Source organism: Pseudochelatococcus contaminans, from assembly GCF_014195635.1.
In the GTDB taxonomy this organism is placed as follows: Bacteria; Pseudomonadota; Alphaproteobacteria; order Rhizobiales; family Beijerinckiaceae; genus Pseudochelatococcus; species Pseudochelatococcus contaminans.
This window is the reverse complement of the sequence record NZ_JACICC010000003.1, coordinates 1-22,584: the sequence shown is the minus strand read 5'-3', so window position 1 is coordinate 22,584 and position 22,584 is coordinate 1. Positions and strand designations below refer to the sequence as shown.

Genomic DNA, 22,584 nt, shown 5'->3' with positions numbered 1-22,584 from the left:
GGCCCTGCCTTATTGCTGAGCGGCTGCGGCAGCCGGCTGGCTGGCCGGCGCGGGCGATACCGGCGCACCGGGGCGCACGTTCTGGATGCCCTCGACAATGACATTGTCGCCTTCGTTCAGCCCTTCGACGACCGCCGCGACGAGCGGCGTGGACTGGCCGAGCTTGACGCGCTTCTGCTCCGCCTTGTTGTCGGCGCCAACGACGAAAACGTAATCGCCCTGCCTGTCGGACAGGATGGCGGAACGGGGCACGGCGAGATATTTCGTCGGCTCGATGGATTCGAGCACCACCGTAACGAACGAGCCGTCAGTGAGCTTGCGCACGGTGCCGACCGCGTCGCCTGCATCCGGCAGCGGCGGGTTGGCGATGACGCCGCGCAGCAGGATGGTATCGGTATCCTGCGCCACCGTCGTATCGATGAAGTCGAGCTTGCCGACCTGATCGTACAGCGAACCATCTGCCAGCCGCAGCCGCACGTTGAGGCCCTTGCCGCCCTTGCTGCGCTGATCCTCGCCCAGTTCCAGGATCTGGCGCGAGGGCACCGGGAAGGTCACGTATATCGGGTCTTGACTGATGATCGTCGCCAGCACGCCTGAATTTGGTCCGACGACATTGCCCTTCGTCACCGATGTACGGCCGATGCGGCCGTCGATGGGCGCCTGAATCCGGGTGTAGTCGAGGTTGATCTGCGCCGCGCGCAATTGCGCCTCGGCCAGTGTGATCTGCGCCTTGGCGCTGTTGTCGGCGGCCAGGGCATTATCCACGTCCGACTGCGTTCCGGCATTGCGCGCCAGCAGCGTCTGCGCGCGTTGCAGGGTGAGACCCGTATTCACCTGCTGCGCCTTCGCCTGCTGCAACACCGCCGACTGGGAGTCGACCGTGGCCTGATAGGGGCCTGCCTCGATGCTGTAAAGGAGATCGCCGGCCTTGACGTCCGCACCCTCCTGAAACGCCTGTTCCTCAAGGAAGCCGGTCACCCGGGCGAGCAACTCCACCCGGCTCTGCGCCTGCAGCCGGCCGGAGAACTCCATGCTTTCATTCATGCTGTCGGGCGTCGCCGCCACGACCCCCACGGCGGGGGGCGCAACAGCCTGCGCCAATGCCTGTCCCGTGGTGAGGCCCATCGTGGCACACGCGAGGCAGGCGCTTACCAGGCCGGCGCGGCACGCGATTGCGAGCCGGCTTGCAACCAAAGCAGTCATGAATAGATCTCCCGGACGTTGGCAGTTTGACAGAAACAGAACCCGGCAAAATAGAGCGCGCCGCTCAAAACACTGCAACTTTCTTTAAAGCATTTCAAACAAGCGCCAGAATAACGATTGTTCCGTGGTATACCGGCGCGCCAACGCGCTGTAAACGGCGGCAAGCTAGGCTATTCCCGAAACACGCGTTTCACACGGCATTTAGCCGAATAAAACCAAAGAAAACAGCATTTCATGATGTGTTTCAGATGGAACAGTCGGTCGGATTCTGTCTGTGATTGACTGCATGTTCATTTTTTCCGGCATTCTTCGATGTTACATTGCCGCATCGCGGGGCCGGGGTTGTGTGTCCGCTCCCGTTACCGCATTGATGGCAAAATGGAATCACCCCCGGAGATACGGGCAAGGTTACAGGCATGAAGCGTATCTTGCGGAGGCGCATTGCGATCCTCACAGTTGCCGGGCTGCTGACTTTGCTGGCCGGAGGAGCGTACTGGACGTATCTGGACCACGTCCACGACCGGATCGAACGGAAAGCGATCGAAAACGGCGAGGCTTCCGCAGAGCAGCTTGCCTATTCCATGGCGGAGCATACGTCGGCAACCATTCGCCAGATCGATTACGTGCTGCGCAGGCTCACACGCCAGTTCATGTCCGACCCGGGCAACTTCAGCGACGACGTCAGGATCGCCGCCGACAGTTTTCCCGTGCTGGGCAAAGTACAACTGACCGTTATCGGCGCGGACGGGAGGATAATTTACTCGACAGTTCCAGACTGGGCTCCGATCATTGTCGATGACAGTGAACATTTCAAATATCTGAGTACGCATGACAGCGATGAACTGTTCATAGGCCATCCGATCATCGGCCGTTTCAGCAAAACCTGGTATCTCCCGTTTGCGCGCCGGATGGAACGGGATGGACAGTTCGCCGGTCTCATCGTCCTGAGCATTTCTCCGCAATACATTTCACAAATCATGCGCGGGCTGGATCTCGGCCCCGATGACAGCGCCGGCCTCGTATTGCTGTCCGACGGGGCCTATCTCGCCCGAAACAACGCCATCGAGAGCCTGCTCGGCAAGCACGTCAAGGCGAGCCGCCCTTATCTACAGCCGGGTGCACCGGAAACCGGCGTGTTCGTGGATGAATCGACCCACGATCATATCTCCCGCATTTATGCATGGCGGCGGCTGGCTGGCCTCCCGCTCGTCACCTTTGTCGGACTGTCCGAAAGCGCCATCCTCGCACCCGTCCAGGAGACGCGCGGCAGCAGTCTTGTTCGCAATGCCATCATGCTGGCCATCCTGGTGCCATCCACCTGGGCCGCGATCTTTTTCGGATTGCACGCGGTCGCGGCGCGGCGGCAGCTGTTCGAAAGCGAGGCGCTGTATCGCAGCCTTTTCGAGCGCAACGTTTCGATCAAGATGATCATCGATCCGACGAATGGCCGCATCGTCGCCGCCAATCCCTCCGCATGCGCGTTCTATGGTTATGACCACGACAGGCTGGTTGGCATGAGCATCGCCGAAATCAATCAGCTCGCTCAGAACGATGTCATGCACAACATGGACCTGGCCAGAAACGGCCAGCAGGAGCATTTCCTGTTCGATCACCGCACCGCCTCCGGAGAGATCAGGAACGTGGAGGTCTATTCCGGCACCATTATGCAGAACAATCAGGAGTTGCTGTATTCGATCATTCACGACGTCACGGACAAGACCACCCTCAAGAAGCGCCTCGAAGAAAGCGAGACGCGTTATCGCATGTTGTTCCGGACGATCCCCGAGGGACTGATCGTCGTCGACAAGAACGGCGCGATCACCGACTGGAATACGGCGGCGCTTTCCATTCTGGGGGTGGATGAAAAGGGGCTGAAGGAGCGCTCCGCCCCCCTGTCCCATCCCACCGGAGAGCCGTTGCAGAAGGACCAGTATCCCTCGATGCGCGCGATCGAATCCGACAAGACCGGCGGCCTTTATTTCATGGAGACGGCAGGCGGAAAGAAAACGTGGATCTACGCCAACAGCCGCAGGTTGCCGCCGATGGGGGAAAACGGCGATATCAGCGCCGTGGTCGTCTTCTCGGACATGTCCCACGTGATCTCGCTGGAGGAGTCGGCGCTGATCAGCCATTCCGTGTTTGATGTCGTCACGCAGGCGCTGCTGGTCACGACGCCGGATTTCCGCACCATCCAGATCAACCCTGCTTTCTATGATCTGACGGGTTATACGCCGCAGGACGTGCTGGAGCGCAAACTGTGGGATCTCGATCCGCCACTGTTCGCATCGCGCGTGAATGCCGTCATCATCGAAAGCCTTCAGACGCGGCGGCGCTGGTCCGGCGAGGTGATCGTGCGGCGCAAGAACGGCACAACCTTCAGGGGCCTGCTCAATGTCATCGCCGTCTACAGCCCGGATGACCGTCTGCTGCGTTATGTCGGCCTGTTTTCGGACATCACCGAACAGCGCAAGCAGGAAAAGGAAAGATGGCGGCAGGCCAATTTCGACGCCCTCACCGACCTGCCGAACCGCACGTTGCTGAACGATCGCGCCCGGCAGGCGCTGGCGCAGACCGAGCGGAAAAACCATGTGGTGGGCATTCTCTTCATCGATCTGGACAAGTTCAAGCCGGTCAACGACACACACGGCCATGCCGTCGGGGATATTCTGCTGCGTGAAGTCGCGACACGGATGAAGTCATGCATACGGGCGGGTGACACCGTGTCGCGTGTCGGGGGGGACGAATTCGTCATTCTTTTACCGATCGTCGAGAATTCCGTCATGCCCCGCGTGATCGCCGACCGCATCCTGACGGCGATGAACCGCCCGTTCCATTTGCCAGGACATGATGTCTCGATCAATATTTCAGCCAGCATCGGCGTCGCGTGTTCGTTCGATCGCGACCATGTGGATGCTTTCCTGAAACGTGCCGACGACGCCATGTATCTGGTCAAGAAGTCCGGCGGAAACGGGATCGGCATCGCAACAATCGATGGCAGCTATATCGTGGCAGAGGAAGCCACCCGGGCCTGACCGGGGTTAGAGCATTTCGGCATTTCGTTGAAACACTGAAATGCTCTATCATATTGGTTTTACGCGTTTTCAAACGAAGCGGGCAACGGTTTGTACTAGGAAAACGCGTAAAATCAAAAATATGCGGATAGTTTATTGTGCGGGCGGCCCCTGATCGTCGTTGATGTCGCGCTCCCAGATTTTCGGGCGCTCTCCCGGTTTGCCGAAGATGACGCGCAGCCCGATCCATGCGGCAACGGACGCCAGTGCGTAGAACAGCAGCAGCGGCGCGACGCCGCCCTCGCCCCCGAGCACGTCAGCCCACAGCAGCAAGCCCGTCAGCATTGAGCCGATGGCGAAGCCGATGAAGATATACCCCGGCACAAGCACCTCGATGATTGCCAGCAGAAAACCGGCAACCACCCACACCCACCAATCCGACCACATATCAGCTCCTCCCTTTCAGCAAGCTGAAGGCATTGGTGAAGGCTTCCAGCGCTGCGGCGGGCAGCACCAGCGTCTGGTTGCCGGGCGCCTGCCCCACAGTCGCCAGTGCCTCGACCTGTTTCAGCGCAATCTGGTACTGCGCCGCTTCAAGCCCGCTCTCGCGGATCGCCGCCGCGATCACGCTGGTTGAATAGGCTTCGGCATCGGCCAGCACGCGGCGGGCCTTGGCTTCCTGCTCGGCGGCATAAAGCTGCGCCTCCGCGTTCAGCTCGACCGAGCGCTTCTTGCCTTCCGCCTCGGTCACCTGCGCCCGGCGAGCCCGCTCGGCATTGAGCTGCTGCAACATCGCCGCCCGCGTCGCATCGTCGAGGTTGACGTCGAGAATCTCCGCCCGTGTCACCTCGACGCCCCAGTCATCGACCATGGCGCTGACCTGCTCGCGCACCCGCTCGATCAACTGCGCGCGGTTCGACTGCACCTGATCCAGCTCCAGCTTGCCGATTTCCGAGCGTACGATACCGGCGACCGTGGTGGCGATGGCGCCATCGATGTCGCGGATGCGGTAAACGGTCTTTTCCGGTTCCGTGATGCGATAGAAAACGCTGGTTTCCACCTGCACCAGCACGTTATCGGTGGTGATGGCATCCTGCGAGGCGGTCGGCAACTGGCGTTCGAGGATCGAGACTTTGTGCGCCACACGGTCGATGATCGGCACCAGAAAATTGATGCCCGGTCCGAGCACGGCCCGAAGCCTGCCAAAGCGCTCGACAACGTATTTTTCCGACTGCGGAACGATCCGGACACCCAGAAAAATCGAAACGATGATAAAGGCGGCAATCGCGAGATAGACCGCGTTGTCACCCAGAAATTCGCCGCCGTTCATAAAAGGCCCCTCTGACACATCGAGGGGCGCAGACTGCACGCGAATTCCCCCGCGCGCAAGAGCGCCGGGTCATCACGGTTCAGGAACATCCGGCGCTCTAAAATCCGCTCTCGCGAATCAGCACACTGAGCACCCGCCGCCAGACCTGTGCCGCAACAGAGGCCGGACGGCCCTCGATGATCGCGGTTCCGGCCTGTGTGCGCTCCGGTATTACCGGGATCGAGAGCTTGAGCAGAACGCGATACACCGGCAACTCCGGCACCAGCGTTTCGGTCTGCTCCTGCCCCTGGTCAGCGCGGATGGCGATGGGGCCTCCGTAGACTGAAGCCAGCTCCGGCTCCATCAACGCCCGCGTGGCGGTATCGTCGATAGCGACGATCGAAGCGGGCATTCGCGATGCCGCCGGGTTGCCGGCAATGAAAAAGGCCTCGGCATCCGGCAGAACCCGGTCGAGATCGGCTTCATAAATATAAGCCTCGACAGCGGCATCCCCGGTGTCGGCGACGAGCGCGATCGGGTCGTTGACTTTCACCCATTCGCCGATGCCGAGCGGGTCGGCCATTTCCATCACCCGTCCGCTGATCGACGAGCGGATGAGCAGGCGTTCGGCGTCCGTCTGCGCGGCGGTGAGTTCTGCCCGCGCCTTCTGAAGGTCGCCGATGAGAAGCTGCGCTTTCGAGCTGAATGCACTGTCGCCGTCTGTCGCTTTCTGCGCCGCGACCTGCCATTGCAGCCCGAGGCTCGCCACAGCGCGCTCGGCCTTTTCCAGCCTGTAGGCGACATCAGGCGAGTCAAGCTGCACCAGCGGCTGCCCCGCCAGCACCTCATCCCCGACCGCCGCGAGAACGCGGGCGACGCGGCCGGGCACTTCCGTATAAAGCCGCACGTGCGACTGCGCCGCCAGAACGGCGGGCGCATGGATGGATGTTCGCCACGGCACGAAAAACAGGGCAAGGACAACGACGGCAAACGTCAGGGTCAGCAACGTGCGGGCATTCATTTTTCTTCCCCGGCGCTGTTTCAGCCAGACACCGATCTCACGCATGATCGGATTGAGTATGAACCACCATATTTCAACGACGAACAGTAAAATGCCGAGCAGCTTGAAAAACATGTAATAGACAAGCAGCGCGATGCCCAGAAACAGGATGAAGCGGTAAATCCACGTGCCGACAGCATAAGCAATCAGAATGCGCCGCATGTGTTTCGACCATGTTTCGGGCGGCGGCTCGCCAAGGTCGAACAGGATTTCGCGCAGCTTGTGTCGGGTCAGGGCAAAGGCCCGCTCCTGCATGTTCGGCACATCGAGAAAATCAGCCAGCAGGTAATAGCCGTCGAACCGCATGAAGGGCGACAGGTTCACCAGCAGAGTCAGAATCCACGTGGTCGTGGCCCAGATGAAGACGACGCTGCGCAGCGGTCCGTCCGGCAAAAAATTCCATATCAGCAGCGCATAGGCGGCGAGGCAACACTCCGCCGCCATGCCCGCCACGCCGATGGCCAGACGCTTGCGCCTGTCCGTCAATCCCCATGCGCCGCTCGTATCCGTGTAAAGCACCGGGAACATGACCAGCAGCGCCACCCCCATGCTCGGCACGTTGCAGCCGAAACGCTTTGCGGTAAGGCCATGACCAAGCTCATGGAGCATCTTGGACAGCAGCAGCCCAAGCGAGGCCAGAGCCACGCCCTCGAAGGAGAAAAACCAGGGCAGCGAGGCAGCAAACACATCCCACTGGCGCAGGACCAGATAAAGCCCGAGAAGCCCCGCCAGCACTGTGACGATGAAGAACGTGCGCGTATAGACGAACGACAGCAGCGGCACCATCGCGCCAAGCGCGGCATCCGGGCGGATGAGCGGGATGCGGATGAAGAGATAGTTGTGCAGCAATGTTTTGAAGAGGCCGTGCCGCCTCGACGCACGGCGTTCCAGCATGCGTTGCGTCGCATCGGGCGCCGCGCCGCGCAGCAATTCGGCGCCGGTGAGAAATTTCAGCACCTGATCCACGGTCTCGACCGTGATGTCGAGCGTGGTCTCCGCGTTGACGCGCGCGACGATATCCGCCGGGCGGCGCAGATGCCAGCGCGCCAGAATCTCGAACTCCTGCCAGCCGAGGCGGTAGTACCGATGGGTGGCAGGATCGTATAATGTCCAGCTCGGCGCACCGCCACGCAGGATCGGGCCGGGTTCGATACTCAGTTCATCCCGCAACGGGGGCAAAGGCGGTGGAGGCGGGGGCGGCGCAGCGCGCCGAAGCTGCTCTGCCGCCTCGATCAAAGACCCAGCCATTGCCGTGCTGCCGCGATGGGACGCCGGAACAGGAAGTAGGCCAGCGGAACCTCGTCGCCGTAAAGTTTGGCGGTGCCCTTGAGACCGACACGCGGCGCGGCCTCGTCCGGAGCCAGCGCGGCTTTCACACGATAGCCGAGTACGCCGTCGACGCCTTTGCGGGGCTGATAGGAAACGAAGGTCAGCTCCCCGTCGAGCGGGCGCTCCGGCGCGATGTTGAGGAACAGCCGCACCGGGCTGCCGATCGTCAGGTCGATGGCGTCCGCCGCCGGCATCTGCGCCTCGATTTCCACGTTGGCGGGATCGGCGATCAGCATGATGCGCTCGCCTATGACGACCGGCCTTCCCAGCCAGTCATTGGGATCGTCGAACACCGCAAGGCCGGCGCGCTCCGCCTTGACCTCGATTCGGTTGAGCTGCTCGGTCAGGTAGTTGACCTCGGCCTGCTGCTGTTCCAGCTTGCCGCGCAACACTGGCAGGTTAGCGCGCACTTGCGGGTCCATCACCGATGCCTGCTGCGCCTGACGAAGCTCCACCTCCATCGCTTCCCGCGCCCGCGTCGAGACCTCAAGCTGGTTGCGCAGGTCGCGCGGATCGAGCACGAACAGCAGCTGCCCTTCGGATACGTGCTCGTTCGGACGCACCATGATCTGGCTGATGACGCCGTTCAGCGGCGCGCGCGCCAGTGACGGCTGGCGCGGGATGACTTCGGCTGATGCCAGCACCGACTGGCGCACCGGGTAAAAGCCCGCCGCGACAACTGCCAGCAGCGCAGCCACAATCAACAGCCGCGAGCCGATGCCGCGTCCGCTGTCGCCGCGTTCTTTCCTCCTGCGCGTGCGGGACATGAGGCGTCCCGATGAGAAGCGCGCGCGCCATGCATGATCATAAGCATCCGCCACATAGGGGAGCAGGCTTTCCTCTGCTTCATCCAGCGGCTTTTCGCGCCCCAGCAGCAGCGCTCCCGAGCCGATCGGAATCCATACAAGGTAAGCCGGAAACCATTCCGGCCATTGCCGCGCCACCTGTTGCGGCAGATCGGCGGCGATAAACTGGCGAATGCCGCCTGCATGCGGAGCAGAGGAAACCAGTCGCTCGATATGGGCGCATAATTGTCTCGCCCATATGATGTAAGGCGCGTTCGGTTCCGCCGTCGCCACCCCGGAAACCGCGATGACCTTGCTCCGCGGCCACTTCTGCCAAAACAGCGACTGCCGATAAGGCAGGATGGTCACGGTTTCGTTGACGATGATAAAGCCAAGCTCTTCCAGTCCAGCCGCACGGACGCGCTTTTCAAGCTGCACCAACCCCGCAAGGCGTGTTACCTGCGCGGACCGCTCCCGGTTCATCTCGATCCCCTGGCCTCCGGAAAGAAGAACCGGGCAAGCCCGCTCATGCCCGGAAGCAAGGCCGGGAAGTTCCCGTCGACACGGGCAAACACCTTCACGGACTGGCTGACGGGGTCGATGTTCGCGGCGATGCGATCAACGACAAGCGGGAAATCCCGGCCCAGTTCATCGACGTGCAGGGAAACCCGCGCATCTTTCGCCAGCCATGGCAACCAGCGGGACGGCACGAGCATTTCCGCTTCCAGTTCCTGATCGCTCAGAATGGTGACGATCGGCTCGCCCGCCGGAACATACTGATAGTTCTTGACCGCCAGCGCAGCAATGCTGCCTGCGAAGGGAGCGGCGATGGTGCAGCGCGCAACGTCCGCAGCCACCAGATCGCGTTCGGCCTGCGCCGCGGCAACGTCGATCTGAGCCAGATCGTGTTCCAGCTTGCTCGTGGCCCCACGCTGGTCCAGCAAGCGCAAAGCCCGTGCCTTGCGCTCGTTACGGCGCAGTTGCGCATCCGCCTGCGCAAGGCGGGCGTCATGGCTGGTGCAGTCCATCGTCACCAGCGTATCGCCCGCGGAGAAGCTTTGCCCCTCCCGAACGGGCAACGACGTTATGCTGCCGGCAAGCTCGCTCGACAACGTTGTGGAATAGCGCGGCGTCAACTGGGCGCGCACCTCGCGGGCCTCTGCCGGGGGCGGGGGCGAGGGCGATACAGGGTCATCGACCGCCAGCCCCAGCGACGGCAGGAAGATCGCGCTCAGGCAAAGGCTGGCAGCCAATGCCGCTGGCCGGGCTGTGCGCCCGGCATTGTGACAGCGGATACGGAAAAGACTCATCGGGCATCTCCGACAACAACACTCCTGACCGCAGCCTGTACGGCGTCGGCGGTTTCCTGCGGGGTTTCCGCCGGGACGGCAGGAACGGCGGGCAGGGTGGGTACGGTTACATCGCCCTTGCGCCAGGCCTGATGCCGGCTGGCGATCACGTCGGAAAGCTCCTGCAAGGACGAGATATTCGTGTTCGGCGCAAGCGGATCGACACCGAGAGTCGCGCGAATGTTGGCATCCGCCCTCTGCAGGTCAGCAAGCGTGCGATTGCTGCGCAACTCAGAGAATAGAGCATTGGCTTTTTCGCGGATCAGGTCGAATTGCGACGCGCTGTCCGCCTCCTGCTCACTCACCTTGAGCGCGGCAATCTTGCGATTGATGATCTCCAGTTCTCGGGAGCGTTCATAGGTGCTGTAGGCTATCGCGTATTGACGCGTGGCGATCTGCACCTGCGCGATAACGGACATCGCCATCGCAAGACGACGCGATTCGGCGATCTCGTTCTGCGCCTTGCCCAGCTTGATCACGCTCGGCATCGAGGCCAGCCGCACGATGTTCGCGGCAAGGCGTAGTCCGGCCTCACGCCAGTCGTTGTAGAGCAGGTAGCTGTTGCTGTCGTAGTTGATCGACGCCAGCATGGTCACGCCCGGCACGAGTTGCAGGATGGCGCGGCGTCCTTCGTTGAGAACGATGCGGGCGTTGTATGCCTCTTCCCGCAGCTCAGGCCGGTTGACGAGCGCGATTTGCTCCATCTGGTCGATGGAGAGCTTCAACCGGCGTGCGGTTTCGCGGGGCGGCGGAGCAAGACGGTAATTGGTGCCCGGGCGCAGCCCCATAAGCTGGGCCAGTTCCGTTTTGGCCACGGAGAGCTGATCCTCGACGCTTTCGAGTTGCTGAATGAGTTCCAGCAGGTCACGCTGATATTGCAGCGCCTCGGCGGGGTTCTGCAAACGCTCGTCGCCCGCCGCGCGCGATTGGGCGAGCGCCTTGCGCGCCTCGGCGATGACGGGCTTGATGCGCGGCACGACCTTTTCGGCCGAGACGGCGCCCCAATAAGCACCATGCACCTGCTGGAAGATGTTGTTCACCACCCGGCGGCGCTGTTCTTCGGCAATGATGACGCGATCAGCCTGCTGCTTGGCCTGAAGATAACTGACGCCGAAGTCGATGACGTTCCACGACAGGGTCAGATCTCCGAAAGTTCTCTGGCGATCGGTCGAGGTGGTTTCGAAGTTGGACTGGACAACCTGGCCCGTCTGATAGCTGGCGCTCGAACTGACAAGATCCTTGTCGCGGCTGACATAGCCGGCGTTGGCTGTCAGGCTCGGCAACAGATCCATCCTGGTGAGGTCGAGCTGGCGATCCTGCAACGTCGCATTGAACAGCCGCAAGCGATGATCGAGATTGTAGACCAGTGCCCGCGCCTGAGCCTCTTCAAGCGTGATGGGTTTCGTCGGCGGCGGGCTGTGAACCTCCAGCGCCGCGCGATCCTTGGCTGCTCTTTCGAGATTGTCCTCCAGTGAGAACGGCTCGGGCTTCATGGCGCAAGCCCCAAGTCCAACACTGATCAATCCCAAGAATAAACAAGCAAATACACTGCGCAAGCGCATTATGTCTCTCATACCACTGAATGTCATAGGAATACGCAACCAGGCGATCGAATACGCAACAAATACCGCCAGCCCCATGACCCGTTCGGGAAGGGGCCGGCGGTTATATTTTACCTCGCCGCCTTATCGGAAAGCGCCTCGATCAATCTCATCGTCTCAAGCGTACGCCCTGTGAGACTGGAGTGGATCAGCGTTTCGGTCAGCGACTGACGGCCAGCGGGAATCCCCTGCAGAGCTGCCTCTTCCCAACCATCTGCCGGCTCGCCGGGAAGTTGAGCAGACGGTTCGACTCCAGGCTCTGCCGGCCCTTCAGGCCGTATGAGCGGTTCATCCTTCGGCGCATCGGGAGCGACCTCAGGCACGGTCTCGGGAGCAGGCTGCTCTTCGGGCGTGTCGTCGGTCTCATTCCCGGGTTGCGATTTTTCCTCATCGGCCTCCGGAGACTGCCCGGGCTGCTCAATAGTCTGTGGCGTTTCCTCAACGGAAATGGCCTTCCGCTCCAGCCGCTCCGTGGTGTCTTCCAGCACGTGGACCGTAATGATCGATTCGGCCATGTTGCCATAAGAATCCCGCGCGACGATGACAACCGTATAGACGCCCGGCAGAACGTCCTCAGTGGGCCGGGCGTGGATCGTCTGCGTGTAGGGATCGAAGGAAATCCATGCCGGCAAACTCTGGTTGCGGTTCAGGGACGCGGAGAACGTCAGTTGCCCGATGTTGATATCGCCGCTGGAGTGGAACAATGCCTGCTGGACGATGCTCTCTCCAAGCGCGGTGTAACGTTGGATCGGCCAGCTTTCCAGCCGACCTGCCAGACCGTCCCGCGACGATGCCCAATCATCCGATAGCGCGACAAACAGCCTGCCCGGATCGGTATTGACCGGAGATTCGGCAAGTCCCGACGTTGCCGGCCCACCATTATTCTGCGCCGACGGAACATCGACAACTGGCAGCGATGGAACAACTGCGGAGGGATTATCCGTATCGGGCTCGCCCACGGGGGAACCGCCACCGGGCGAGCCGCCATCGGTGGAGCCACCGTCAGGCGTGCCACCTCCGGAAGAGCCGCCACCTGAGGAACCGCCGCCAGAGGAACCACCACCAGGCGTGCCACCTCCGGAGGAACCGCCTCCCGGCGAACCACCACCAGGCGTGCCGCCGCCAGAGGAACCGCCGCCAGGTGAGCCGCCGCCCCCACCGCCGCCACCGCCACCGCCGCCAGGAGGACCTGGCGGTACGGGAACAGGAACGGGATTGATGACGATGTCTGTGTGATGAGTGGCAGTGCCCGGCTTGGCGTCTGCACCCGTGCCGGCATTAATACCGTCGTCCACCGTCACGGTGAGCCTGTCCGTACCCACATAGTCCTGGTTAGCGAGATAGGTCAGCGTTTCGAGTGCCTTGTTCAGATCATCCCACTCACCGGCCAGCGTCAGCGTGCTACCGCTTCCGGCCCCTGTGACCGTTCCTCCGAGGTCGGAAACGGTCAGGATGCCTTCCTGAACGGAAAGCATCAGCGTGAAGTAATCCGTATAGCCGGCTGCGGCCGTTCGATCGACAAAGTCGTCGAAGCTGATGATCGGGGCACGGTTGGTCCCGGTCACACCGTCGAACAACAGCGGCGTATTCTTGATAACCGTCGCATTCGCCGGTCCGCTTACTGTCGGCGTATCGTTTACGGGCGTGATATCGATGCGTATCTTGCCGACATCGGAAAATGCTTTGCCATCACTTATCTGGAAGCTGAAATCTGCGAAATCAGGCCCGTTGGCGTTGGCTGGCGGCTCGTAGGTCAGCTTTCGAAGGGCCAGATCGCTAAAGCTGTATTCCGCTCCGGCCGTAACGAGAACGTTGTCGAACAGCAGCTTTCCGAACTTGGGAAGCTCCGTGATGCGAATTAAGGAGGCAGTATCGCTCTCCGCATCCGTGAACCGGAAATCCGTATCCGCGAAGACAACCGCAGTATCCTCGCGCCCGGCCTTGGACAGATCGGACGCGATAACCGGGGCATCGTTGCTGCCGGCAATGGTGATCGTCAGCGTGGCGGTCGATGTATCCCCGTCAGCATCCGTCAGCGTGTAGGTCACCTGTTCGGTCAGGCTCTCACCGTCCGTCAGCCCGTTCACCGCCGGGTTGGCGTTGTCGAGCGTATAGGTGTAACTGCCATCCGCGTTGACGACGATCGTGCCGTAAAGTGTCGTCACGGTCTGGCCGGGCGCATGGGTGCCCGTCACGCCGTTCAGGTCGAACGAGATGTCCGTGACGGACGCGCCATCGGCGCCTCCGGTATCGTTCCCCGACACGACGTTCCCCGACACGCTCGCCGCGTTTTCCGTAATCGTCGCCGTATCGTCGCGGGCAACCGGAACGTCGTCGACAATGTGGATCGTCAGCGTTCCGTCAGTCGTATGGTTGCCGCGATCGGTCACGGAGAGCGCAACGGTGTCCAGGCTGTAGTCGCCGGAGTGATCCTGCCGGGCCTTCAGCGCATAGGTATAATCCAGCGTGCCCGAAGTCGGCGCATTGGCATGACCGGCCGAGACAGAGAAGCCTGTCAGCGTCAGGATGCCCGCGCCCGTGTCGATGGTGACCGGCGTCGTCGACAGCGCTTTGAGCTGGTCGACCGTCAGATCGACGCCGCCCACCCGGATACGCGACAAACCGTCCGGCGCGCCGATGGCGATGTCGCCCGTCGTTTTGGCCGTGCCAGACGACGGGTCGCTTCCCTCCGGCAAACCGCGCTCCTCGACGGTCGCGTGGCCGGCGACAGTCCCGTTGACGTCATCCGGCGTAATGGAAGGCGAACCGTCCGTAACGCCGTTGATCGTGATCGTCAGGCTCGCCGTATTGCTTTCAAGTCCACCATCTGAAATCGCATAGGTGAAGGCGTCGGAGAGGTGTTCGCCATTCTTGAGCGCGTTCACCACCGGAGAGTCGTTGTTGACACTGTAGACATAGCGGCCATCGGCATGGATGGTGAGCGTACCGTATTGGCCGTTGATCACCGTCGCAGCAGCTGCATCGACCGGCATCTCACCGGCTGTGGCGCTCCCGATGCTCACAACCTTCAGTTGAGCGATCGGTGTATCGGGATCGCTGTCTTTCGCGTTTCCTGGCGCAGGACCGGGATCGGTGATGACGTTGCCGCTTGCGGTGGGGGCAGGCCCCGCGCCGCTGCCGGCTTCATTGACACTGTTCTCGTTGTCCTGCGCCACCGGCGGATCGTTGACGGCGGCGATACGGATCGTGCCCGTCAATGCGGTCGAGGGCAGCGAGCCGCCCGTGCCCGCCGTATTGCCCTGCGGATCCTTGTTGATGCCGTCGTACACGACAATGGTGTAGGTGCGCGTTTCGCGAGCGCCGAAATCCGTCGGATTGTCGGACGTATTCCGGAAGGAGATACCGTCGAGGATCGCCTGCACTTCCGAGAACGTGGTATCGGCATCGAGGTCAATAACGAGATTGCGGCCATTGCCATTCTGCGTTGCATTGACCGTCACACCCACCGGCAGCGTCGCGGTTTCCAGACGGTCTCCGGCGACATACCCGTCGAGCGAAACGACGATCCGGCCAGCGCCGAAGATCGTGCTGTCAAGGCCGGGCGTTGTCGTCGTATCGACATCCGAGAGCAGCGACCCGCTGACGAGATTGACCGATGTCGTGCCCGTTCCCACGCCCGGGTTCTCGGTGACATTCGCCGTCACGCCTGCCTGCGTCGTGCCCGACAGCACAGGCGCATCGTTAACGGCGGTTACTGTCGTGCCCAGATTTCTCACGACAGACCAATGGCTGGTGCTGCCGGCACCATCGTTCACTTCGGCGGTGATGTCAGCGCCTGCCTGGATGGCGGCGACAGACAGGTCATGGGCGCGGACGACCAAACCACCCGGCTTGCCGTTATAATTTTCAGCCGGATTGAAACGGATTTTAGTATCGACCGTCAGGAGCAGCGCGTTACCGTCGCCAAGACCGCTGGCCGGAATATCGACCCAGCTTGCGCCATCGTGATATTGCCATGCTCCTTCCGCCGCCGTCGCGGCGTTGCCGATGATCGCGATGCCGCCAAACGGGGCGCTGGCGTTGCCGCCACCGGGAATCGCACTCTTGTCGTCGGTCGTGTCGCTGAACGAGCCGCCGAACAATTCACCGACGGTCTTGCCGGCGGCATTTTTCGTATCTTCCGCAACAGACGCCAGAACAGAATCGGCCAACGAGGGCTGGTCGTTGATATTGGCGACAGTGATGCCGAGCGTCACCGTGCCGGAGCTGTAGCGCGTCGTGCCGCCAGTGCTTGTCAAGGTTATGGCTGAACCTGTTTGCGGCAGGACCGGGCCGCCAGCATGATCGCCATTGATGTTATCTTCAGCCAGACGGACAGTCAGTTTGTTCGGTGTGCCATGGAAATCGGCTGCCGGTACGAAACGGATCACGGCATTCTTGTCGAGGTAAAGACCTTTCTGGCCGCTATGCCCGCCGATATCCTTCCACGATGCTCCACCGTCGACGGAGTACTGCCAGGCACCCTGAGCACTGTTAACAGTGTTTCCAACAACGACAATGCCGGCAAAGTTATCCGATTGCGTGCCGCCGGCAACATTGTCCTTGGGGTCTGAAAAATAACCGCTGAAAAGCACATCGACCGTCTTGCCTGTCAGGTTGCCGGCGACGGTATCCTCGTTGATCGTATCGAGGGTAGCCTCAGTGGTGCTGTTGACAACCGGCGCGTCATTGACTGGAACAATGGTGACGGTGAAGCTGCGGGTCGTGACCAGCGCATTCCCGGTCCCCGGGTCCTTGTAGTCGAAGTCTCCGGGATTGATCGTCGGATTGTTGCTGTCACCCGTCAGGCTTCCGGGTCGATTTCCAGTGTTGCCGTGGTCATCGACGACGATGGTGACGCCGAAGCTGCCGTTCCAATCCGAGGGGGCTCCACTGGTGTTCGGCAGGTTGATCTTGAGCAGGTTGACCCACGTATTGATCGCGGTCAGGTTGCCGGTAAAGGTCGCCTCTATAGAACCCGCAACGACGTTGTTGGATGTGGCAAACGTAAAGCCAGGATCGAGCGTCACCTTGACAGTGAGATTAGCATTGAGCGCATCGGTATCCGCGATAACAATCCCGTTAAGCTGATAGGTGCTGATCCTCTCATCACTCTTCTGCTCTGGAACGTCGATTTTCGCAGGGTCGTTCACTTGCGAAAGGAAGATGTCACGGGAGGCGACGGCGACATTGCCGCCCAGGTCGAGACCGGCAATCTGCGACGCAGCCGCATCCTCGTAAATTTTGAGTTCGGCCGAAGGCGTTCCGGACGTGCCGCCATTCGGGCTGGCGTTGGCGCCGCCATTGGCGACATTGCCTGCCAGGGCGCCGGTAGCGGTATCACGCACGCGATCATCGGCAATCACCTCCACGCGGAAGGTGGCATCCTTGTTGACCAGATCCGGGGTGGTGATCTGCACGGTCAGGCCGGCAAGATAAGCGTTGACCTCCGCCAGCGTGCCGCGCAGCACGAGCGCCGAGCCGTCGCCGTTGTAGACGCTGTCGATGACGAGCGCTCCGCCGGCAGCGTTCTGGGAGTCAATCTTGATGAGCGCCTGCGCACCGTCGGTGTAACTGTCCTGCGCCAGCGGCTTGCCCTGCCCGTCGCTGATGCGGACCGTGACCTGTACGAAATCCGTCTCGCCCGCGGCAATGCCGCCATTGTCGCCAACGATATCGATGTCGCCAACGGCAAAGCCGGGAATTTTAATAGCGGAGTTGTCCGGCGGCATGACGATGAGACCACTGCCACTCGTCACCGTGGGGGCATCGTTGACCGCGACGATTGTCAGCGCGATGTCGAGATTGGCCGGATTGGCGCTGGCTCCGCCGGAACCGATCTGCGATCCGCTGTCGTCGAAAGAGACCGAGAGCGTGACGTCGCCGTCCGCCTCGGCGCCATTCAGATCGTGATTGACGTTCGCAGCGCTTGTATAAGTCAGCGTACCGTTCAGAAAATTCTTGATAGCCGAAGCCGTGCCCTCAATGCGCACGGTGCCGGTGTTGTTGCCGGTGACGCCGGTAATACCGGCGGCCTGCCCTGTGCCGACAGCCAGTCTTCCGCTCGCAACGGAAAGCGTTACGGAAACCGGCGTGCCGAACGTATCGGACTCGGGGTCGGCGATATTGAAGTTGATCAGCGAGCCGATGTTGGTGGGCTGATCTTCATCCACACTGATGTTTTTGGTGCCGGCATCGAGCGTGGCTGGATCGTTCGTTGTGGAGGCATAGAGCCTGACCGATGCGGCAGCGAGGTTGCCGGCAAGCTCGGTCGGGATACCCGTCGCGGTGTAGTAATCAACCTCGGCGCCGGGCACCGGCGTTCCTGGAGTGTATGCCGCCGTGCTCTGATTATTGAGGCCGCCGTTGGCGCCGGGCTGCAAGCCATCGGTCGTGGCGTCGCCGTCCACGAGTGCGCCTGCCGAATCGCGCAGGCGGTCGTCAGCGACGACCTGCAATCTATAGATGGCATTGCGATCAGTATCGAACTTGACCGCCAAACCGGCGAGCGCGGCATTAACCTCGGCCTGCGTGCCCTGCAGCGTCAGATAGTCATTGACGCCATTCTTGCCGACGACCTGCGCGCCGCTCGTCGTGTCATAGGAAATGGTCGTGTCAGTATAATCGGCGTGCTTCAGTGGGTTGCCACTTGCATCGAGCAGGCGGACCACGACCTGCACGAAGTCCGTCTCACCGGATGTTGCACCACCGGACAGATCGGGATCGGAAACGCTGAAGCCCGGCACCGCATGCGTGCTGTCCGTGGACTGGATCGGTCCCGTTGGCCCCGTGACTTTGGGCGCGTCGTTCGCAGGTTGCGTGTAGATCCAGAACTCGTTGCCAGCTTTCGCGGATGCGCCATCGGACAGGGTAAAGGTGAAGCTGTCATCCTTCGTGCCTGCGGCGAGGCTGGCGCCTGAAGACTCAACGCCACTGTGCCGATAATAGATGTAACCCGCGTCGATGTCCGCCTGCGTGAACGACGAGCCGACCCCGATGCTGGAGAAGGTGATGCCGTCCGTCGAGTAGGCGATGAGCCCGTTTTTCGGTGTCGACGTAATACGATATTGCACCTGTGTAGGCGAACTGTCGGGGTCGACGGCCTGCAACACCGTGTTGTCTATCCGTGCAAAAGAACCTTCGGCGACACTCAGCGGCGCATTCACGCCCGGCCCTGCGGTGCCGCCGGGCTGGAATGGGCCTTGATGATCCGGCGCTGGCTCGGCGCCGGTCGGATCCTTCGGAACCCACGAAGCATCCGGTATCGGAATGATGGAGAGCGAAACCGTCGCCTTGTTGGACGATTCACCCCATCGATCCTTGGCCAGAATCGTGAAGCTGTCCTGCGTCGTCTCGCTGCCGTTGTGGATATATTTCAAACGTGATTCGTTGCTGTCACCGAATATCCAGTTCGCCTGAAGCTCTGTATCGGCCTCAACCTTTTTCCACTCGCCGGTGGCCTCGTCGAGATACTCGATGTGCCCGTTCTGAGGTTTATCGGCGATTGTGAACGTCAGCTTGTCGTTATTGTTGAAGGCATAGTTATCGCCCGCGGCGAAAGGCAACGTCGCGCCCTGCTCCAGATACGACTCGCTCACGGCGTCGTCCGGGTCGCTGATCGCCAGATAGTCCTTCGTGATATCGAAGGAGCCGCCCTCATACATCACGCCACTGTCGGAGCCCTTGACCACAGGAGCGTCGTTGACCGGCGTGACGTAGAACTTGAGTTCCGGATTCCATTGATCGTTGACGAGATTGCCATTGCCGTCATCGATCAGCAAACCGGCTGACACGTTGAGCTTGACACTCGACTCGAAGTTTTCGCCGCCGTCATGCTTGAATTGAACACGTCCCGCATTGAGATCGGCTTGGGTGAACGTGCTGTAGACGCCGAGGCTCACCCATTGCGGGTTTGCATCGCTGCCTATGTTCTTTTGCAGCTCCCCGTTCCACTTTCCGTTGGCGCCGCCTTCGAAACTGGCAATCGTGTATACGATCTGCTCGGCCGACAGCGTGCCGGGAAGCAGGCCCTCTACCTGATAAGGCACTTCATAGGACAGACCCGGGTTGCCGTCGCGGCCGTTGAGGAGCTTTACGACACCGCCTTCGTCCAGACTCCCGTGGGTCAGCCCGTTCTCGACGGGTTCGGTGCCGGCATCGGCGGAACCCTTCTCCGGTTCGTCATAGTTGAGAACCTTGAAACGGCCGGTTCCGTCATCCGCCTCGGTCTTTTCGTTCAGATTGACCGTGAAACTGAATGTCTTGAGCTGGTCGCCCGGAACGGCAACCGGATTATCATAGACGCCGCCGGCCCGCGTGAACGGGTTTCCCTGAGCATCCCAATGGAGCGACTGGGCATTGTCGAGGATCTGGAAGCTGAAATTGTCCGTCTCGTTCTCGCCAGCCGATCCCGTCTGATAGTAATAAACGCGACCGCTCTTGACGTCGTCCAGCGTAAAGACGCCGCCGGTCGCGGCAATGGCAACGTTCTCACCGCTGTTCTCGAAGTTCTCGAAGACCAGACGCCCCTTGTCGAGATCCGTGCCCGTCGTGCTGTCCAGCACGCGGAAGACGATATTCTTGTCGGCGGAATCCACGTCCAGAACATTCAACATGTCCAGAGTGAGCTGGACCTTGTTGCCGGCATTGACCGTCGCGTCAAGCGAGGAAGCCGGATCGAGCACAGGATCGTCGTTGACGGCAAGCGTCGTAATGTCCACCGAGCCCGACACACTCAAGGCCGCGCCTTCGCCCGCGCCGCCGCCACCATCCGTAACGGTGAAGCCAAACGCGTCCTTGGGCGGGTTGGGGTCACCGCTGCCGTCATGACCATAGGTCAACGAGCCGCGATCCGCATAGGCGAAGCTGAAACCGCTATCGATATCCGCCTGAGTGACCTCAACGCCATTGAAATAAAGCGTGCCATTGGAGGGCAGCGACGTCAGCGTAACGTTCAGTGTCGTGTCGCCGGGATCGCCGCCGCCTGTTGCGCTGATGAAATTGCCGACCGCGGAAGCAGCGGAAGCAGCGGCCCCGGCACCATTCTTCGCATTCTGCGGCTGGCCTTCATAGACCGTGCCACTGCTGTTGGTTATGACAGGCGCCTGATTGACCGGGGCGATATCGAGCGTGATCGTCGCCGTATCGGACTTGTCGAGCGGCGTAGCGCCGTCATTCACCCGCACCTGAAAGGCGTCGCTCTTGTTCTGCTCCGCGCCGGTCGCCGTGTGCACGTAGACCAGTTGGCCATCGAGCACCTGCTGGTGAGAGAAGACGGAGTCCGCGCCGATCCGCGTGCCGTTGAGTTGCAGATAGCCCTGATTCGGCGCCTTCGACAGCGTGTAGATGATCTGTGTCGGATTTCCTGCTCCGAATTCCGTCTCCGGATCGACGGCGGCAAGCGTGTCCTTGGTTATAACGGTATTGTTGGCCCCTTCCGCCACAATCCGGGTCGCGTCGGCGATCGTCACCGGATCGTTCGAGGATGCTACTTCGACTTCGATCTCGTGATCGACAGCGACGGGTTGGGCATCGGTGATATTGGTGATCGACAGCACCACCTTTGTCTGGCCAGAGGCCAGACCGCGCTCGACGTCCGCCGCCTGGAAGACAACGCCATCCAGCCAGTCGTTGACCTGGGTCAGCGAGCCGGTGAAGCCGATGGACGCATTGGCGGCGGTCGTGCTCTGGCCACCGAAGTCGCTCAGCGAGCCGACAGCCGGATCGGCAACGCTCGCCGAAACCAGAAACTGATCGTCAGGCCGGGCACTTTCAAACTGCCACCCGGACAAGGTCGCCTTTTCCGCGCCCGGCTCATTGAGCGTGCTGGGCTCGCTGACACGAATAGAGGCCTCATCGCCGGTGATGGCCGGATTGTCTGGCGGCAGCACGGTATCGCCCGTTTCGCCAAGAGCCGCCGATGCCAACGGGACAGAACCGAACAGGGCTGTCGCGGTGTCGTCCGTGGAGCTTTCCGGCAAATCCTCAGTGCCGGCGAAAGATGAGGGCACGGTCGCGCCGGTCAAGGATGACAGGCTGCTGGCAAGCGCTACACCTTCGGCCTGCCCCTCACCGGAGCCGGAAATGAGGATTTCGCTATCGGGCGCAAGAGCGGAGGCCCATTGAGCCACTTCTCCGGCGCGGGACGAGAGGGTCGCAGCATCTACAGTCGTGCCGCCGACGCCGAACGAGTTGCTGCCATCCTGCCCGACGAACGAGATGGATGTCAGAGTTCCTTCATGGGCGGCCAAAGCCTTGCTGACTTCCGCGATACCGTCCTGCGAAGGGTCGAGCACCACGACATCGACACCAGGCCCCTCCCTCAGAGCCTCGATATCGGGAAAGCGCGCATCGACGAACACGGCCTTGCTGACGGAGCCGGCAGCATCATCGTCTGCCTGGATGAGCTGGGCCTCGGCTTTACTGCCGAACGGCCCGGTGTCGACCGGCACACTCAGACAGCGCGGACGCAACGGCACCATCGGCTGCCGCAGTCGATTTATCGGCTTCTGCGTGAGAGGTCGCTTCGGAGACGGCGCCCGTTGCGGCAGCGGTGGCAACACCGGCAGCGTCGAACATGAAACGCGGCTCAAGAGCAAGGGCAAGACTTGGCGACGAAAGACCCGCATGAACCTTGTTGGCGCCTGCCACTTTTTTACCCTTCGACATAGCGAACAATCGACCTCCAAGTTTTACGTTGAAGCATAAATCATCACAAAAACAAGATCAGAAATACTGATTTGCGAGACATATACGATATTCACCGAAACATCCAGTTAATTAGGTTCAGGACCTATTAATTTGGCTTTAGATGTGATTCACAGTCTCCATTGAGGAGGTTGTGATGGGTGATTTGTTTTTGTTGAGTGAGTGCCAGATGGCGCGGATATCGCCGTTTTTCCCGCTGCCGCATGGGGTTCCGCGCGTCGATGACCGGC

Annotated in this window: 9 protein-coding genes; 1 reads left to right on the top strand and 8 read right to left on the bottom strand. The window is 61.2% G+C overall.

What is annotated here, in order from left to right; translation table 11 throughout:
- Positions 1-9 precede the first annotated feature (9 nt).
- A complete protein-coding gene (locus FHS81_RS06645; protein WP_246374879.1) occupies positions 10-1,203 on the bottom strand; it encodes an efflux RND transporter periplasmic adaptor subunit in 1,194 nt (397 codons plus the stop codon).
- 416 nt (positions 1,204-1,619) lie between these two features.
- Between FHS81_RS06645 and FHS81_RS06640 the strand changes: the two genes are divergently transcribed.
- Positions 1,620-4,235, top strand: a complete 2,616-nt coding sequence (locus tag FHS81_RS06640) for a sensor domain-containing diguanylate cyclase (protein WP_183751318.1) — start codon at positions 1,620-1,622, stop codon at positions 4,233-4,235.
- Between the two features lie 132 nt (positions 4,236-4,367).
- Here FHS81_RS06640 and FHS81_RS06635 read toward each other — a convergent pair whose 3' ends face one another.
- From FHS81_RS06635 to FHS81_RS06605, 7 genes are all read right to left on the bottom strand, one after another.
- The gene (locus FHS81_RS06635; RefSeq protein WP_183751317.1) at positions 4,368-4,661 is read right to left on the bottom strand and encodes an NfeD family protein; all 294 of its coding nucleotides are present in this window, start codon (positions 4,659-4,661) and stop codon (positions 4,368-4,370) included.
- A gap of 1 nt (position 4,662) precedes the next feature.
- Positions 4,663-5,583, bottom strand: coding sequence for an SPFH domain-containing protein (locus FHS81_RS06630; protein WP_210281583.1), 921 nt, complete (start codon positions 5,581-5,583; stop codon positions 4,663-4,665).
- Positions 5,584-5,641: 58 nt separating this feature from the next.
- Entirely contained in the window at positions 5,642-7,831 is a 2,190-nt protein-coding gene (locus tag FHS81_RS06625; RefSeq protein ID WP_183751316.1) for an HlyD family efflux transporter periplasmic adaptor subunit, read from the bottom strand.
- Complete coding sequence (locus FHS81_RS06620; RefSeq protein ID WP_183751315.1) at positions 7,816-9,180, bottom strand: efflux RND transporter periplasmic adaptor subunit; 1,365 nt, start codon at positions 9,178-9,180, stop codon at positions 7,816-7,818. The genes FHS81_RS06625 and FHS81_RS06620 overlap by 16 nt, the downstream gene beginning before the upstream one ends.
- The gene (locus tag FHS81_RS06615) at positions 9,177-10,007 is read right to left on the bottom strand and encodes an efflux RND transporter periplasmic adaptor subunit (RefSeq protein WP_183751314.1); all 831 of its coding nucleotides are present in this window, start codon (positions 10,005-10,007) and stop codon (positions 9,177-9,179) included. Before FHS81_RS06615 ends, FHS81_RS06620 begins: the two co-directional genes overlap by 4 nt.
- The gene (locus FHS81_RS06610; RefSeq protein ID WP_183751313.1) at positions 10,004-11,539 is read right to left on the bottom strand and encodes a TolC family protein; all 1,536 of its coding nucleotides are present in this window, start codon (positions 11,537-11,539) and stop codon (positions 10,004-10,006) included. Before FHS81_RS06610 ends, FHS81_RS06615 begins: the two co-directional genes overlap by 4 nt.
- A gap of 179 nt (positions 11,540-11,718) precedes the next feature.
- Positions 11,719-22,128: a cadherin-like domain-containing protein gene (locus FHS81_RS06605; RefSeq protein ID WP_210281582.1), complete on the bottom strand. Its 10,410-nt coding sequence runs from the start codon at positions 22,126-22,128 to the stop codon at positions 11,719-11,721.
- Positions 22,129-22,584 lie beyond the last annotated feature (456 nt).